The 16466-nt window shown below is 55.2% G+C and carries 13 protein-coding genes; 7 read left to right on the forward strand and 6 right to left on the reverse strand.

Going from position 1 to position 16466, the window contains the following annotated elements:
* Window positions 1-480 (forward strand): Lrp/AsnC family transcriptional regulator, encoded by a 480-nt coding sequence (locus ACR0LL_RS15290; protein WP_480588131.1) that lies wholly within the window; start codon window positions 1-3, stop codon window positions 478-480.
* A 225-nt stretch (window positions 481-705) separates the two neighbouring features.
* On the opposite strand, the gene ACR0LL_RS15295 is transcribed toward ACR0LL_RS15290, so the two are convergent.
* The 5 genes from ACR0LL_RS15295 to ACR0LL_RS15315 all read right to left on the reverse strand — a co-directional run bounded on the left by ACR0LL_RS15295 (window position 706) and on the right by ACR0LL_RS15315 (window position 8076).
* The gene (locus ACR0LL_RS15295) at window positions 706-3150 is read right to left on the reverse strand and encodes a GcvT family protein (RefSeq protein ID WP_480588133.1); all 2445 of its coding nucleotides are present in this window, start codon (window positions 3148-3150) and stop codon (window positions 706-708) included.
* An 8-nt stretch (window positions 3151-3158) separates the two neighbouring features.
* Window positions 3159-4040 (reverse strand): phosphotransferase, encoded by an 882-nt coding sequence (locus ACR0LL_RS15300; protein ID WP_480588134.1) that lies wholly within the window; start codon window positions 4038-4040, stop codon window positions 3159-3161.
* Window position 4041: 1 nt separating this feature from the next.
* Entirely contained in the window at window positions 4042-6033 is a 1992-nt protein-coding gene (locus ACR0LL_RS15305; RefSeq protein WP_480588136.1) for an ABC transporter permease, read from the reverse strand.
* Window positions 6030-7052 carry a quaternary amine ABC transporter ATP-binding protein gene (locus tag ACR0LL_RS15310; protein ID WP_480546022.1) on the reverse strand — a complete coding sequence of 341 codons (1023 nt, stop codon included), beginning with the start codon at window positions 7050-7052 and terminating at the stop codon, window positions 6030-6032. The genes ACR0LL_RS15305 and ACR0LL_RS15310 overlap by 4 nt, the downstream gene beginning before the upstream one ends.
* A gap of 76 nt (window positions 7053-7128) precedes the next feature.
* Window positions 7129-8076: an ABC transporter substrate-binding protein gene (locus tag ACR0LL_RS15315; protein ID WP_480588137.1), complete on the reverse strand. Its 948-nt coding sequence runs from the start codon at window positions 8074-8076 to the stop codon at window positions 7129-7131.
* Window positions 8077-8279: 203 nt separating this feature from the next.
* Between ACR0LL_RS15315 and ACR0LL_RS15320 the strand changes: the two genes are divergently transcribed.
* Window positions 8280-9065: a DeoR/GlpR family DNA-binding transcription regulator gene (locus ACR0LL_RS15320; protein WP_480588139.1), complete on the forward strand. Its 786-nt coding sequence runs from the start codon at window positions 8280-8282 to the stop codon at window positions 9063-9065.
* 303 nt (window positions 9066-9368) lie between these two features.
* On the opposite strand, the gene ACR0LL_RS15325 is transcribed toward ACR0LL_RS15320, so the two are convergent.
* Entirely contained in the window at window positions 9369-10397 is a 1029-nt protein-coding gene (locus ACR0LL_RS15325; RefSeq protein WP_480588141.1) for a LacI family DNA-binding transcriptional regulator, read from the reverse strand.
* A gap of 112 nt (window positions 10398-10509) precedes the next feature.
* On the opposite strand from ACR0LL_RS15325, the gene ACR0LL_RS15330 reads away from it, so the two are divergent.
* From ACR0LL_RS15330 to ACR0LL_RS15350, 5 genes are read left to right on the forward strand one after another with little or no spacing between them, the layout of a single operon-like run.
* Window positions 10510-12021, forward strand: coding sequence for a tripartite tricarboxylate transporter permease (locus tag ACR0LL_RS15330; RefSeq protein WP_480588143.1), 1512 nt, complete (start codon window positions 10510-10512; stop codon window positions 12019-12021).
* Entirely contained in the window at window positions 12018-12473 is a 456-nt protein-coding gene (locus tag ACR0LL_RS15335) for a tripartite tricarboxylate transporter TctB family protein (RefSeq protein ID WP_480483463.1), read from the forward strand. The genes ACR0LL_RS15330 and ACR0LL_RS15335 overlap by 4 nt, the downstream gene beginning before the upstream one ends.
* A gap of 42 nt (window positions 12474-12515) precedes the next feature.
* Window positions 12516-13475 (forward strand): Bug family tripartite tricarboxylate transporter substrate binding protein, encoded by a 960-nt coding sequence (locus ACR0LL_RS15340; RefSeq protein ID WP_480488016.1) that lies wholly within the window; start codon window positions 12516-12518, stop codon window positions 13473-13475.
* A gap of 60 nt (window positions 13476-13535) precedes the next feature.
* Window positions 13536-14957, forward strand: coding sequence for an acylating sulfoacetaldehyde dehydrogenase (gene sauS, locus ACR0LL_RS15345; RefSeq protein ID WP_480588145.1), 1422 nt, complete (start codon window positions 13536-13538; stop codon window positions 14955-14957).
* Complete coding sequence (locus ACR0LL_RS15350; RefSeq protein ID WP_480588147.1) at window positions 14954-16465, forward strand: class I adenylate-forming enzyme family protein; 1512 nt, start codon at window positions 14954-14956, stop codon at window positions 16463-16465. Before sauS ends, ACR0LL_RS15350 begins: the two co-directional genes overlap by 4 nt.
* The last annotated feature ends 1 nt before the right edge of the window (window position 16466 follow it).

Consider the following 16466-nt stretch of genomic DNA (forward strand, 5'->3'; position numbering starts at 1 on the left):
GTGAAACAAAAATATTCATCGGGAAGTCTGGATAGCTTCGATCTCGCGATTCTTAGGGTGTTGCAGCAGGACAATACGGTGCCGCACCGTCAAATCGGTGAAAGCGTGAATCTGTCCGCGCCCAGCGTGCAGCGGAGGATCAAACGCATGGAGGCGGAGGGGGTCATTGCCGCGCAGTCAGCGCATATTGATCCGGCAGCCGTGGGATTGCCGCTGACCATTTTCGTCGAAGTCGAACTAAAAACCGAGACTGGCGGAAAAATCGATGAAATCAAGAACAGCTTCTATGATGCCCCTGAGGTTCAGCAATGCTACTATGTTACTGGTGAAGTAGATTTTGTTTTGATCGTTATCGTTCGAGATATGTCCGAATATGAAAAGCTTACCCAACGGTTGTTCTTTTCGAACAAGAACATCCGAAAGTTCAGAACATTCGTTGCAATGGACCGAACAAAGTCATCCATGCAGTTGAACATCTGACTTGAGCCTCTCCAGAGCATGTAGTCTGGTGGGGTATTTGACTTTTGCGCGGCGAGAACTGGAAACAAAGTGCTTGTGCATTCCAAATCTGCCAGAAACCTGGTGATCTGGGCGGTAAATCCTGCCGAGACACCTCTCGGTTTACCTGGAAAATAACCACGTTTCCTGAGGTATTGAGGTTGGGACACATTTGCCCCAACCTCATCAAGGTAACAGGAGTTTATGTTACGATTTGATACGGTCCATTTTGGGATCGTAAAGCGGTTGAAGTGTCACGTCGCAGGAGACACGTTGGGTCGCAACCTCCAACTCATACGTGCCGGACGTAACAAAATCTGCATCGACGCCGCCCTGATTTCGGACATAGCCGTAACCGATGGATTTGCCGGTTGTATAGCCATAGCCTCCCGACGTTAGCCAACCCACCCGTTCTCCATCCCGGTATATCGTTTCGCGGCCCAACAGCACCACATCGGGGTCGACGGTGAAGCAGGCCAGCATCTTTTTGACGCCCTCGGCCTTTTGCTTCTCGCTTGCCGCGCGACCCTTGAAGTTTATGTTTTTGCGCAGTTTCACAGCCCATCCCAGACCGCTTTCAAACGGCGTGTGATCAGGCCCGATATCAGACCCCCAAGCGCGGTAACCCTTTTCTAACCGAAGAGATTCAATTGCGCGGTAGCCCGCATTAACCAGCCCTTGTGGTTGCCCTGCTTCCATCAGCGCAGAATAGACTGTTTGCGCGTATTCGACAGGCAAGTGCAGTTCCCAGCCAAGCTCGCCCACATATGTCACCCGCAGCGCCCTGACCGGGCAACCGGCGATGCCGATTGTCCGGATCGTGCCAAACTTGAACCCGTCATTCGAGACATCATCGCGGGCAACTGCCGCCAGAATATCTCGTGCTTTCGGCCCCATCAGCGACAACACTGCGTTCGAGGAGGTGATATCGAACAGCTGGCAGTTCAGCCCGTCCGGAATATTGCGGCTGATCCAGTCAAAATCGTGGGTGGCATAGCCCGTACCAGTGACAATGTAGAATTCATCATGCGCTACACGGCCCACGGTCAGGTCGCATTCAATTCCGCCCTTGTCATTGAGCATCTGGGTATAGACCAGCGCTCCCACCGGTTTGTCCACATCATTGGCACAAATCCAGTTCATCGCCGCCAAGGCGTCCGGGCCTTTCAGCGCGAATTTGGCAAATGATGTTTGATCGAACAGCACTGCCGCTTCTCGGGCCGCTTTGTGTTCACGGCCAACGGCAGCAAACCAGTTCTGGCGACCAAAGCTGTATTCGTCCTTGGGCGTTTCACCCAGCGATGTGTCGGCAAACCAATTCGGGCGTTCCCAACCCAGTTTTTCACCAAAACACGCGCCCTGATCCATAAGCGTATCGTACAGCGGTGACTTGCGGCAGGGGCGGCCGGACTCGTGTTCTTCATGAGGCCAGGCCATAGTGTAGTGTTTGCCATATGCTTCGACTGTTCGGGTGCGAACCCAATCGGTGTCGAAATGCGGGCGGCCAAAACGGCGAATGTCGGCGGACCACAGGTCAAAGGGCGGCTCGCCCTTGGCGGCCCATTCTGCCAGCACCATTCCGGCGCCACCGCCAGAGGCAATGCCAAAGGCGTTGAAACCAGCACCAACAAAGAAATTCTTCAGCTCTGGTGCTTCACCTACAATGAAGTTGCCATCCGGAGTGAAGCTTTCGGGGCCATTGGTCAGGGTCTTGATCCCCGCGGTCTCCAACGCTGGCACCCGGCCCAGCGACAGCTCCATGATCTGTTCGAAATGGTCGAAGTTACTGTCGAGCAAGGTGTAGTGGAAATCTTTAGGTATGCCATTCACCGCCCATGGGATTGGGTTCGGCTCATAACCGCCCATGACGAGCCCACCAACTTCTTCCTTGTAATAGGTCAGCCGATCGGGATCCCGCAGGGTGGGCAGATCGCCGGGTACACCAAATGGTTCTGTGACCATGTATTGGTGTTCCATTGGCACCAGCGGCACATTAACGCCGAACTTGGCGGCAAAGTCGCGCGTCCACTGACCGGCACACACGATCACCTTTTCACATTCGATACGGCCATGTTCAGTGATTACGGCGCGGATCTTGCCGTTCTCGATTTCAAGATCGGTGGCCTTGGTATCCTCGAATATCTTCGCGCCTGCCATGCGCGCTCCCTTGGCCAGCGCCTGGGTAATGTCCGAGGGGTTTGCTTGCCCATCGGTGGGCAGGAACGCCGCGCCGATGACGTCACCGATATCCATCAGCGGCCAAAGTTCCTGCGCTTCCTTCGGAGTTAGCAGCTGCATGTCCAGACCAAAGGAATGGGCTGTGGTGGCCTGCCGTTTGACCTCGGTCCAGCGTTCCTCGTTGCAGGCAAGGCGCAAACCACCATTCATTTTCCAACCCGTTCCCAGACCGGTTTCTTCTTCAATCTTGTTGTACAGATCGACTGAATATCCCAGCAGCTGAGTGATATTGGCGTTCGAACGCAGCTGCCCCACCAGACCCGCAGCATGGAATGTGGTGCCCGAAGTCAGCTTTTTGCGCTCCAGCAGCACCGTGTCGGTCCAACCGAGCTTGGCAAGGTGATAGGCGGTCGAGCAGCCGATGATGCCGCCGCCGATGATGACGGCTTTGGCTGTATTTGGAAGGTCGGTCATATCTGTCCTCAGGTGTTTTTGTAATCGGTCAGGGCCGTGCGAAACCGTGCGAGATTTTCGCTTGTGTAGGCTGCGTAGTCGAAGTCGATATCCGAGGTGATCTCGGACACCATGCTCCACATGGTTTCACGAAGCAGCGAGGCGCATTTCATCGCCGTATAGCGATGACGCAATTGGTTGGTGGCGGGTGCCTGAAAGTAGGTTTCCAGAACCCAGTCCTCTTGTTCATTGGAAAGAGAGTTGTTCGAGGCCAGCCCACCCAAATCAAACAATGGCGAGTTGAAGCCCGCGTAGTCGAAATCGATCAGCCACAGGCGGGTGCCATCGTCCAGAAAGTTGCCGCAAAGCAGGTCGTTATGGCCAAACACGATGTCGTACGGCCCGGCCTCGGCTTCCAGATCATTTCCAATTCGCACAAGTTCAGGGATCAGGCCTTTATGCGAACTTCCACGATCGGTGAGGGTGGCGGCATAGTCGCGGATGACATGAAAGACCCAGAACACCAGCGACGGGCCGCGCAGGTGCTTGGGCACCTCAAGGTGGCAGGCTTTCACGAGCTCCAGCACCCGCGGCAGCATACTGGGGTCGCGTACGTGTTCTTCGGTCAGAGTGCGGCTTTCGACGAATTCCAGCACTGTTAATTCGTTGGACGAAAACACTACAGCGGGTGACAGACCTGCAGCATGGGCGGCCTTACTGGCAGCCAGTTCGTTGAAGCGCATCACCTGGTGCAAAGGGATGTCGTCACCGACACGCACCACATAGGATCCACTGCTGTCAGTGACCTTGTAGTTCACATTTGTAATCCCACCCGTCAAAGGGGTGGCTTTGATTTCGCCCTGCCAGATCGGTAGCTTGCGAATGCGGGTCATCAGGTCGGATTGGGTCATATTAACTCTCCATTCCAAAGCGGATGCGTGCCTGACGAGCGCTTGCGTTGATCAGCCTATCAGCGATGATGGCAATGAATGCGATAGACAGCCCTGCCACCAGACCTCGACCAGTGTCAGCCTTTGTCAGGGCAATGTAGACTTCCTGCCCTAGGTCGCGAGTGCCAACGAGGGCGGTGATAACCAGCATGGACAGCGCCAGCATGATGGTCTGGTTAATACCCAAAAGGATTTCGGGTAGGGCCATGGGCAAGCGAATATGGCGCAGGAGTTGCGTGCGTGTGCACCCGGAGACCAATCCGGCCTCGATCAATTCCTCACTGACCGAGCGCACGCCATGGGCCGCATAACGTACGGCCGGGGCCAGCGCGTAAAGGACTATGGCAATCAGCGCAGTGAAATCGCCGACGCGAAACAGCATCACAACCGGGATCAGATAAACAAAGCTGGGCAAAGTCTGCAACGTATCAATCAACAGGTTGATCACCGTCCCGGCGCGTTTGTTCAGTGCAGCCACAACGCCCAGTGGAACACCGATCAGGGTAGCAAGAAACACAGAGGCTCCGCAGAGATAAACTGTCACCATTGCCTTGGCCCACAGTCCTGACACGAGGATCAGCGATGCCAGTCCTCCGCACAGCAGCGCCAGCCGCCAGCCCCCTGCGTGCCAACCCAGCAAGGTCAGCATGGCAATGGCCCAAGGCCATGGGATTCCCAGCAAAACCGTTTTGATCGGGATCATGAACCACGTCAGGAAGAAGATCTTGATCGCCTCGAACGTGTCAAAATAATTGATGTTCAGGTATTTGACCGTGTCATCCCAGAACCCGCCAGTGGTGATCGTCTGGCTTTCAGGATATTCCAGCAACAGGGGCGAAAACTGCCCCAGAACCCAAGTCAAAATCAGTAGGATCAATACCAGAATCGTCCGGCGATGGCGGGTGACCCACGAGCCGGGGAGCTCGTGATGTACCTGCCCCATACGCTCGGCGAAAGCCTGACTTAGGCGATCAACCGCAATGGCCAGAACCACAATGGCAATACCGGCCTCGAACCCAGCGCCGATGTCCAGTCGGCGCAGCGCGGCAAGGACGTCAAACCCTAATCCTCCGGCCCCGATCATCGAGGCAATGATGACCATGTTCAGCGTCAGCATGATCACCTGATTGACGCCTACCATCAGACTGTGGCTGGCGGAAGGAACCAAAACACGCCACATCAACTGCTTTTGCGTCGTACCTGCCATGCGCCCGAAGTCTAAAATCTCGGGGTCGACGGCTCTCAAGGCAAGCGTGGTGATCCGCACCATGGGTGGTGTCGCATAGATGATAGTTGCAACAAGCGCCGAAATCGGTCCAAAGCCGAACATGAACAGAATTGGTACCAGATAGGCAAAGATCGGGATTGTCTGCATCAGGTCCAGAATGGGCGAGATGATGCGATCGAAAGTCGGGTGGCGATAGGCCAATATCCCCAACAACAGCCCGCCGCCCGCGCCAATCGGCACCGCAATCAGGACCGAGGCAAGCGTTACCATCGCGCTGTCCCACTGGCCAAAAACAGCCAGATAGGTAAAGCAGCCGCCGACCAACGCCGCCAACCCCCAGTCCCGGCAATACTGTCCCAAAGCTATTACGGCGGTGATAACCACAATCCAGCTGATTGCAGGTAGGATGACTTGCGCATCGTTGCCTTGCCCGGTGACAAAACCCTCGGCCAGCAGGGACAAGACAAGGTCATAGGGCTGTTCTATCAACCAAGCAGCAGCGCGGGTAACGTCGGTGAACGAAACTGGGCCGATTGCAGCATCCTCGATCAGCCAGGACATTGCAGATGAGATATAAGTTTTGAACGGGACGACCCAAGCTGACGGGAATTTGGTGATCCAGCGCGCATCGAGCGCTTTTCCCAGGTTGCTGCCGAAATACCCCAGCAGGATCGTGAGTCCGACAAGCAGCAGAATGACTAGCTGACTGCGGGACAGGCGGCTCATACCGCGTCCCCTTCACCGAATAGCACATGGGCCACAGCCTTGCGATCAATGGCGCCAATAACCAGACCATTGCTGTCTGTCACGGGAATTGGTGCATCTGCGGCGATGATCCGTTCCGCCACGGTCGAGACGCGGGTCGATTGCACAATGGGCTCACCTTCACCTGCAGCGCCGACGGTCATTACACCACCAACCGTCAAAACCTTGGAGCGCGGAATATGGCGCGTGAATTCAGCCACATATTCTGTCGCTGGATTCATCACCAGTTCTTCCGGGGTGGCGATCTGGATGACTTCACCATCTTTCATAATGGCGATGCGGTCGGCCAAGCGAACGGCTTCTTCAAAGTCGTGCGTGATAAAGACAATAGTCTTATGCAACCGTTCCTGGAGTCGCAGAAATTCATCCTGCATTTCGCGCCGGATCAGCGGATCGAGGGCCGAAAAAGGCTCGTCCAGAAACCAAAGATCGGGCTCTGTCACCAACGATCGAGCAATGCCCACACGCTGTTGCTGACCACCCGAAAGCTCTCGTGGATAGTAGTCCTCGCGCCCCTTCAGGCCGACCAGTTCCACCACGTCTCTCGCCTTTGCGTCGGCTTCGTGTTTGGGCGTAGCCTGAATAGTCAGGGGGAACATCACATTCTGCAATACGGTCAGGTGCGGCAGCAGGGCAAAATGCTGAAACACCATGCCCATCTTGTGTCGGCGGATTTCAATCATTTCTTTCTCGCTGGCGCGCAGCAGGTCGGCGTCGTCGAACAGAACCTCACCACTTGTGGGTTCGATCAACCTGGACAAACAACGAACCAGGGTTGATTTGCCTGAACCGGACAGGCCCATGATGATGAAGATTTCACCTTCAACGATTTCAATATTGGCGTTGCGTACCGCTCCGATCACACCCGCATTTCGAATGTCATCTGCCGATGGGTTCGGATTTTGCGCCAGAAGGGTCTCGGCGTTTGGACCGTAAAGCTTCCAAACGTTTCGGCAGGACAGTTTTGTTGTGGGAGTCATCTGTGGTGTCCGGGACTAAGACGGAAAAAGACCGAAGCGGTAGAGGAGAGCGGGGTAACCGCTTCGGCCAAGCAGATTATTTAGAGATCCAGCCAGACCAACGGTCCTTGTTCGTCTCCATCCAATCCGCGACAACTGCATCAATATCCACACCGTCCAGATCGGCTTTGCCGACCATGGCGCTCATCTCGTCGTTATTGATGTTATAGGCTTCGATGATGTCATACGCGCCCGGCCACTTTTCTTGCAGGCCAGACCAAGCAGCCTTCCAGATCGGACCGCGCGGTTTTCCGCAATCATAGGCCAAGGCCGGGTTCACACCGACGGACGGGTCGCTGTAGCATTCGGCCGAAAATGGCGGAAACTCCACGAATTCGCCGTCATATTTGGCCGGGGCCCAGTGCGGAACATAGACCCACAACATGATCGGGTCTTCGCGCTGATATGCAGATTCCAGCTCTGCAAAAAGCGCAGCATCCGTGCCTGCGTGGACAACTTCAAACTCTAGCTCTAACGCTTCGACGCGTTCTTCGTCGAAACCGCCCCAGGTCACGGGTCCGCCGACATAGCGCCCATTTGGCGAGGTTTCAGCCGTGGCAAATTCCCCTGCGCAGTCTTTCAGAGCTTCCCAGTTTGGCAGGCCGGGGCAGCGGTCTTTCATGTAAGTCGGGTACCACCATTCTTCGATCGCCATCAGACCGGTTTCACCAACGTTCACCACATTGCCAGAGGCGGTGGCTTCGTCCAGCGCTTCACGCCCGGTGGTTTCCCAGATTTCCATTGCCAGATGTAGATCACCTGTCTTCAGGCCCGCAAACTGAGCGATATAGTCTGCCTGTACATATTCAACGTTGTATCCGGCCTCTTGCAGGATTGATCCCATTATCTTGGTGTTGATCAGCTGCCCTGACCAATCATGCAACGTCAGTTTGATAGGGTCCGTCGATTCGGCGGCCCAAGAAGCCGAAGCAGTTACGCCAGCGACTAATGCCATTGCGTGTAGTGCATTGAATTTCCTGATCATGTTGTGCTCCCTGAATGTGGCTTTTTGAGTGTTTTTCGTTTATTACACTTCCATGCTGCGCCAACCTGACAACTACGTCAATAAAAACCACACTTCGCCACGAATATTCGCTATAATTCACACAAAAAGCCCCGAGCGTCACAGTATTGGGAGTAATATTGTTTTATTGGGATGACTGCCGTATCCCCCATTCAGGAGGTCGCATGTTAAAGCCACGAAAAACCACAAATCAGCGCGAAGAAGAAATCCTTCGCGAGCTGCAAAATGCGGGCGGGTCGTGCAGGGTCAGCCTCCTGGCTCAAAAACTGAATGTTTCCAATGAAACGATCCGGCGCAACGTCAAGGCGCTGGAAGAGCGCAAGATCGTGCGGAAGGTGCATGGCGGCGTACATCTTAGCGAAGACGCCATAGAGCCACCCTTTGAAAACCGCTTGGGAACGCAAGCACATGCGAAAGAAGCAATAGCCCGGGCAGTCGCAAATACAATTAGCGACGGGGATTCCCTATTTCTGGATATCGGTTCGACGACCGCCTACGTCGCGCTTGCGCTACGGAAACACAAAGACCTGTTTGTAGTTACAAATTCGGTTTTCGTCGCTTACACGTTGTCAAAGCACAACAACAACCGGGTGTTTCTGGCGGGTGGAGAACTGCGCGCCCATGATGGGGGCGCTTTCGGTGCAGAGGCATTGGATCTTGTGAAGCGTTTCAACGTACAGCTGGCAGTGTTCTCGGTTGGAGCCGTGAACGGCGATTTGGGCTTCATGCTTCATGATCTTGAAGAGGCCAATATCGCGCGTGCTGCGGCTGAAAATGCGCAGGTGCGCATCGTCGTAGCCGACAGCGGAAAATTCAACAAGCGGGCTCCGATATCTCTCCATAACATGGCCGGAATTGATGTTTTGTATACGGACCGCGTTCCTCCTGCCAACATCCTGGCCATGCTCGACAAAAATGAAATCGAAGTCGTTATCGCAGGGTCGGACTAGTGTCAGGGCTCATAGCCAATAAATGGGCTCTGAAGGTGTAGACGCCCCCGCTAGCCTCGATGTGCCATTGTGGGTTTGCAAACAAATTGAATGGAGGCGTCTACACCTTCAGAACTGATAGATGTACCCAGCGTACAAAACTGCATCCTTGAGGAGATGGCAGCCTTTTAATGAGATCATGTTGAAACCTGTTAACGAACTATTCGATGGGAAAAACGTCAAATCGCGCATGTTCGTCAACCGGGCCTCATAGTTTGCGACACATCCGTTCAGAATGTGCAAACAAGTTGGCAATGCCGACTATTATACTGACACTGGACCTGTTGTTCCTCTAACAACATGCTCCAGCTCGCAGCAAATTTTAAAATGTTCCGACTCATCTGACGTAATGTAATCGGTGAACTTGTCCCCTGCGAGTTTACCGATGGCTTCGGCGGGGATTCGAATGGTGGTGAGCCCCGGCTCAACATCAGCCGATCCCTTGAAATCTCCGATGCCCATTATTGAAAGATCGCCGGGAACGTTCAACCCCAGTTTCTGGGCCGCAAACAAAGCGCCCTGCGCTATGACGTCATTTCCACATAACAAAGCCGTAAGTCGAGATGTTTCCGCCAAAAGGTTCAGCGCAGCCTGCTTGGCCTGCGAAACGCTGTAAGGAGCTTCAGATTCGTGCTCGCCCGGAACGGAGACACCCATATTTTGTAGCGCTTCGTGCACGGCGGAAAGTCGATGTTGCGCGCGGTCATTACCACTGGTCTTTGGAAAGATCAGCCCAATGTCACGATGCCCTAGGGCCAGCAGATGCTCTGTTGCGAGACGGCCGGCCAACTGGTTGTCGGCCCCGACACAAGGAAGATCCGAATCCTTTGAGTAGTTCCAAATCGCAAGTGCAGGTATTTTCTGCTGCGTGATCAACCGATTGGTGGCATCGGAATGCTCCAAGCCAACCAATGCCACGCCGTCCACGCGATGTTCAAGAAACTTGCGGACCATCGCGTATTCCCGATCTAGATCATACCCGTGCGACGCCAGTAGAAGGCTGAATCCTGCCTTGTCGATAGAGTCGGAAAAAGCCTGAATGACCTCGGCGAAGATGGCATGGTTGATAGTTGGTACGACCAGGCCAATCGTTCCTGACCGTTTGCCATGCATTGTTTGAGCGGCACGATTGCGGATATACCCGAGCCGCTGCACTGCCCTGTTGATTTTTTTACGAGTCGCAGGGCTGACCAGATCAGGGTGATTGAAGGTACGAGAAACCGTAGACGGTGAAACCTTCGCGGCCTTTGCGACTGCCACGATATCGACTTTACCATGCTGAAAATTAGACATAATTTCGTCCTGTCCGGTCGATTTTATGAAAACATTTGCAATACTATTTTCATCCCCTAACCTGATTTGTCAACAAACCAAAAGTGCAGACAAACGGGTTGGGAGGCACTGGATGGAATTCATTTACTACTTCGGGGATGTGTTCACACCGATGTCCTTCTTGCTGCTTTTGGGCGGCACGATCGGAGGGCTGATCCTGGGCGCGACACCAGGCTTGTCACCAACGATGGCGGTTGCCCTTTTGATTCCGTTCACCTTCCAGCTTGAGGCCGCACATGGGCTGATCTTGCTGGGAGCCGCCTATACCTCGACCGTTGCTGGTGGCGCGGTGAGTGCAATTCTACTGAAAATCCCAGGCGCTCCAGCCAATATTGCCACCACTCTGGACGGCCACACCATGGCCAAGCAGGGACAAGGGGCGCGGGCGCTGCAACTGTCGTTTCTGGCCTCGGCGGTTGGCGGCATCTTCGGTGTGCTCCTATTGATCTTTCTGACACCGCTTTTGGCCAAATGGGCGCTGGCGTTTGGCCCCTCACACCTGTTCTGGCTGGCCATTTTGGGGGTGACTGTGATCGGCACGCTAGATTCTGCATCCGTGGTCAAAGGTTTGCTATCGGGCTGTATCGGATTGTGGCTGGCGACAGTCGGTTTCGACGACATTATGGGCGCACAACGCTTTATCTTTCACCCTGCACTGGGCGGCGGCATCAACATTATCGCGGCGCTGATCGGTCTGTTCGCGATCCCTCAGGTGCTGACGATGTTTGCAAAGGGACGCCACGACACGGGTGCTGAAGTCATCGAAGTACAGCGCCATTCGATCATGGCCGCATTGCGAGAACTGTTCAGCCGTACCCGAGCACTTAGCATCGGCACACTGACAGGTTCCATCATTGGCCTGATCCCGGGCGTTGGCGGGCAGATTGCCGGGCTGGTTGCCTATGATCAGAGTAAGAAGTTTTCAGCCGAGAAGGACAAGTTCGGCACGGGTCATTCCGAGGGCGTAATTGCCGCGGAGTCCGCCAACAATGCGATGGTGGGCCCATCTCTGGTACCGTTGTTGACCTTGTCGATCCCGGGTAGCCCAACCGCAGCCGTTTTGCTGGGCGGGCTGCTGATTCACGGAATTTTCCCGGGCTCGGATCTGTTCGACAACCACCCGGACGTGGCGTGGACGTTCATAAACTCCATGCTGATCGGCCAGGTCCTGATGTGCGTCTTCGGCCTATACATTGCTGGTCTGGCCGCGCGTGTCGCGCAGGTGCCGCAATCGGTCATGGCGGCCGTTGTTCTGGCCCTTTCGGTCTTCGGCGCCTACTCGGTTCAGAGTTCGATGGGGGATGTCTATGTCATGGCGTGCCTTGGCATCGGGATGTTTTTTCTGGAACGATTTGGATTCTCGGCTGCTCCGTTGGTTCTGGGATTGATCCTTGGTCCGATTGCCGAAGCCAACTTCATTCAGGGCGGAATGATCGCGGACGCGACCGTCGGCAAAGCCTCTTACTTCCTGACGGGCGGATTGAATCTTCTGCTGATCGCCGTTGTACTGGCCTCAATTGCCTACTCGGTTTGGATGGAACTTCGCCACCGGCGCTATACCACCAAAGAGGAGGCACAGGCATGAACCGCACACAACACATAATCGGGTCGGGTTTGGTTTTTGCTGTAGGACTTTGGGTAACCTGGGTCAGCTTTACTCAGCAACCGGTCGAGGCATTTCTATTTCCGCGTCTTATCGCTTCGGTCTTTGTGGTTTTGGCAGGGTGGACCTTCGGCAAAGCGCTGATGGGATTGTCCAAGGTAGGCAACGGCGTGACCCGCATGATGTTCATCAACATGCTGCCGGGCTTGTTCGTCACCCTTATCTATGTCTTCTGGGCGTCCAAATCGCTGGGGTTCTACACAGCAACGGCAATTGCGTTTTTCATTCTGCTGTCGATTTACGATCCAGACCCACATTCCGAAGCCAAAACCTGGGTCAAGCGCGGTGTCATCACAGCGATCTTTGTGGCGGTGATGTACGGGCTCTTTGCCATGCTTCTGCAAGTCTACACACCAAGGGAATTTCTGTTCTGACCGCAAGGGATGCGGATGAACCAAAATAGGGAGGAAACGCAAATGAAACGGTTGATTACAGGGGCAGCACTGGCCCTCACGAGCCTGACGGGCGCGGCGGTTGCCGAGGAGTATCCCGAGCGCCCAATCATGATGATGGTCAGTTACGGCGCTGGTGGCGCAACCGACTTTCAGGCGCGGATTGTCACGATGACATCCGGGAATGAAGACGCGCTGGGAATGCCAATCGCCATCATAAACAAACCCGGCGCCGGAGGGCGTGTGGGTTGGAACTGGTTCGCAACCCAGGCCGACGCCGATGGCTACACGCTTGCTGCCTACAATGTTCCACATTTCATCGCCCAATCGATCAAGGGTGGGGTCGAGTATTCGGTCGACAGCTTTGAGCCCATCGCCAACTGGGGCGCCGACCCGGCTGTCTTCGTGGTTGGTGCGGACAGCCCGTTCAACTCGATGGAAGGTGTTGTCGCATATGCCAAGGAAAACCCCGGCAAGCTTACCGTGTCCGGGGCTGGGCTTTTTGTTGGTCACCACATTGCGGCTCTTCAAATCGACAAGGCTGCAGGAACAACGATGGCCTATATCCCGACCAAAGGTGGCGGCGCAGCGGCCATGAAAGCGGTAATTGCTGGCGAAGTCATGGGTGGTATAAACAACCTGTCGGATGCGTTCCGCGCAAAAGAGGCGGGCAACGTCAAAATCCTGGGTGTCGCAGATCTTGAGCGAAACGCGTTCCTGCCCGACGTGCCGACCATGATGGAACAGGGGCTCGATGTCGACAACTCGTCGGTTAATTTCCGGGGCGTGATGGTACCCAAGGGAACGCCGCCCGAGGTGATCGAGAAACTTGCGGAAACGGTTCCCGAGATGTTCGCCAACGATCGTGTGGTGAAAAAGATGGAAGCCGGCGGATCGCCCATGCACATCATGACACGCGATGAAGTGATCAAGATGTGGGAGAAACGTCAGCAAACACTGAACGAATTGTTGGCTGGGCTCTGAACCAGTCAACTCCCTACGGGGCGGAGTGGGTCCGCCCCGATCAAACAATCGAGGACCGAGATGAACGCTCAGGAAGGGGTTTCCCCCGAGATCGACGAAGTTGATCGCATAGTAGCGCATGCGCGCAAGGCCCAAGCGACCTTTGAAGAAAGCGGCAGTCAGGCGCTGTACGACAAGGCGGCGCTGGCGGCGGGATGGGCAATCATGGAGCCAACACGCAATCGGGCACTGGCCGAAATCGCTGTTGCGACCACCGGTCTGGGTAATGTTCCGGACAAGATTACAAAGAACCACCGCAAGACTCTGGGCTTGTTGCGCGATATCGCTGACGTGAAAACCCACGGCATCATTAGCGACAATCCAGCAACCGGCATGACCGAGATTGCACGCCCAATCGGTGTAATCGGTGCTGTGGTTCCATCGACCAACCCCGCTGCGACGCCGGCGAACAATATCATCAATGCGCTCAAAGGAGGCAACTCCATCGTGGTGGCACCATCCCCCAAAGGAGTCGCTTCCTGCGAGATGCTGATCGCTTTTATCTATTCAGAGTTTGACAAGCTCGGCCTCGATCGCGATCTGGTCCAGATGATCCCTGCGCCCGGATCCAAGGCCAAGACACAAAGGTTGATGGAAGCCGTAGATCGCGTGATCTGTACCGGCAGTCAGAACAACGTCCAACGCGCACAATCCTGTGGAACGCCAGCAGTGGCGGTTGGTGCGGGCAATGTGACGGTGATTGTGGACGAAACCGCAGATCTGGCCGCAGCTGCTTCCAAGATCACGGCATCGAAATGCTTCGACAACGCGACGTCCTGCTCGTCTGAAAATGCGCTGGTTGTTGTAGATGCGGTCTATGACGCCTTTGTCGCCGCGATCGCCGTTGAAGGCGGTGCCTTGGTGCCATCTTCCGAGGCTGGAAACATCATCGCACGGCTGTGGCCCGATGGGCATCTCAACCGATCTGTAATCGCGCAGGACGCTGGCAAGATGCTTGAAGCACTGGATATGGCGGATAAGGTCCCCGAGGGGACCAAGTTCCTAGCTGTGGAAACTGACGGAATTGGCCCGGATCATCCTTTGTCGGGGGAAAAGCTCAGCCGGGTTCTGGCGCTTTATCGAGCGGCAAATTTTGAAGAAGCCAAGGTAATCGCGGCTCGTATTCTGGAACACCAGGGCGCGGGGCATTCTGTCGGAATCCATACCAGCGACGACGCGCGCGCGGTTGGGTTGGGTCGCGACCTGCCCACCTGCCGGGTCATCGTAAATCAGGCGCATACCTTTGCCACTGGTGGCAGCTTTACCAACTGCATGCCATTTTCGCTCTCAATGGGCTGCGGCAGTTGGGGAGGCAATTCCATCGACACCAATCTGCATTGGCGGCATTTCGTACAAACGACAAAGATCATCCGTGAAACGCCTCCTCGCGAACCCGAATTGGAAGTGATATTTGGCGGCTACTGGTCGGAGGCGGGGCAATGATCGAACCACCCAAGGGAACCGTCCGGAACTGGCTTGACCGTCGGGCAAGCCGCGGGGGAACTGGGTTCGTTTTCCCGGACGGGGCGCGGGACCTGACTTGGGGTGAATTGCGTGACTCAGCTCGCCGTATCGCAAGCATGTTGACCGAACGGGGTGTGGCGAAGGGAGAAAGCGTCGCCATCCTTTACCCCAATTGCCGGGAAGCGCTTGAGGTCCTTTTTGGCGTTCTCTATGGCGGGTTTCGGGCCACGATGATCAATCTTGTCGCGGGTGACAGCGCCGTTGCCTATGCGCTGGAACACAGCGGCGCATGCTGTGGATTTGTACATTCCGATCAAACGGACCTGTTCAGGCGAACGGCCAATCCTGCGAAAATCAAACAGTTGAAGGTGGCAGATGCCGTTGAGTCCGGCAGCAACCTGCATAGCCTCTCGCCTCATAGCCACGCTTTGTTGATGTATACATCCGGAACAACCGGTCGCCCCAAGGGGGTGGTCCACACACATTCCAGCCTGTTGGCAGGGGGTTGGACGACCAAAATTGCCCATGAATTGTCCGAGGCTGATCGCGGGTTTTGCGTCTTGCCGATCTATCATATTAACGGGCTCTGCGTGACGGTGATGGGAACACTGGTCTCAGGCGGATCGTTGGCCATGTGCGAACGATTTTCTTCCAGCAAATTCTGGGACAATCTAGGAAAGTCCGAGGCAACGTGGTTCTCGGTCGTTCCGACCATTATCTCGCACCTGCTGCACTCTGAGACTAGTCCGGATGCGCAAACCCGGCAACGCGTGCGTTTCGGGCGCTCTGCGTCGTCAGCCTTGGCGCCGGACGTGCAGCGTGGCTTTGAGGATCGTTTCGAAATCCCAATCGTGGAAACCATGGGCTTGACGGAAACTGCCGCTCAGATTCTGTCAAACCCGCTGCCCCCCGGCGTTCGGAAGATTGGTTCACCCGGCATTGCATATGGAAATGAGGTTTCAATTCTGGACGCGGAACTTCGGCCTGTACCTACCGGAACAGAAGGTGAGTTGGTCATACGCGGTCCGAATGTGATGCTGGAGTACCTCAATGACCCGGATGCTACTGCGGGCACATTTACTTCGGATGGCTGGTTGCTGACCGGAGATCTCGCCCGCATGGATCAGGACGGGTATGTTTATGTGACCGGTCGATTGAAAGAACTGATCATTAAGGGAGGGGAGAATATAGCCCCTCGTGAGATTGACGAGGCACTTTATTCACACCCCGACGTTGTTGAAGCTGCGGCCTTTGCCCGCCCTTGCAAAAGCTATGGTGAAACCGTCGAGGCAGCGGTCAAAATTCGAGAAGGTTCTGAATTGACGCCGCAAGCTTTGTCAAAGATCTGTGAGTCCCAGCTAGGCCGTTTCAAGTCTCCTGACAAAGTTCATATTCTGATTGATCTTCCAAAGGGCCCGTCGGGAAAGATCCAGAGAAACAGGATCCTACAAATCGTTAGCGAGGAGGCGAGCGACTTGAAGATGTAGA

It is taken from the genome of Ruegeria sp. AI2 (assembly GCF_056541275.1).

Excerpts from the sequence above, each read along its gene's own strand:
- ACR0LL_RS15295 (WP_480588133.1), bottom strand. The coding sequence starts at position 3,150 with ATGACCGACCTTCCAAATACAGCCAAAGCCGTCATCATCGGCGGCGGC.
- ACR0LL_RS15300 (WP_480588134.1), bottom strand. The coding sequence starts at position 4,040 with ATGACCCAATCCGACCTGATGACCCGCATTCGCAAGCTACCGATCTGG.
- ACR0LL_RS15305 (WP_480588136.1), bottom strand. The coding sequence starts at position 6,033 with ATGAGCCGCCTGTCCCGCAGTCAGCTAGTCATTCTGCTGCTTGTCGGA.
- ACR0LL_RS15310 (WP_480546022.1), bottom strand. The coding sequence starts at position 7,052 with ATGACTCCCACAACAAAACTGTCCTGCCGAAACGTTTGGAAGCTTTAC.
- ACR0LL_RS15315 (WP_480588137.1), bottom strand. The coding sequence starts at position 8,076 with ATGATCAGGAAATTCAATGCACTACACGCAATGGCATTAGTCGCTGGC.
- ACR0LL_RS15320 (WP_480588139.1), top strand. The coding sequence starts at position 8,280 with ATGTTAAAGCCACGAAAAACCACAAATCAGCGCGAAGAAGAAATCCTT.
- ACR0LL_RS15325 (WP_480588141.1), bottom strand. The coding sequence starts at position 10,397 with ATGTCTAATTTTCAGCATGGTAAAGTCGATATCGTGGCAGTCGCAAAG.
- ACR0LL_RS15330 (WP_480588143.1), top strand. The coding sequence starts at position 10,510 with ATGGAATTCATTTACTACTTCGGGGATGTGTTCACACCGATGTCCTTC.
- ACR0LL_RS15335 (WP_480483463.1), top strand. The coding sequence starts at position 12,018 with ATGAACCGCACACAACACATAATCGGGTCGGGTTTGGTTTTTGCTGTA.
- ACR0LL_RS15340 (WP_480488016.1), top strand. The coding sequence starts at position 12,516 with ATGAAACGGTTGATTACAGGGGCAGCACTGGCCCTCACGAGCCTGACG.
- sauS (WP_480588145.1), top strand. The coding sequence starts at position 13,536 with ATGAACGCTCAGGAAGGGGTTTCCCCCGAGATCGACGAAGTTGATCGC.
- ACR0LL_RS15350 (WP_480588147.1), top strand. The coding sequence starts at position 14,954 with ATGATCGAACCACCCAAGGGAACCGTCCGGAACTGGCTTGACCGTCGG.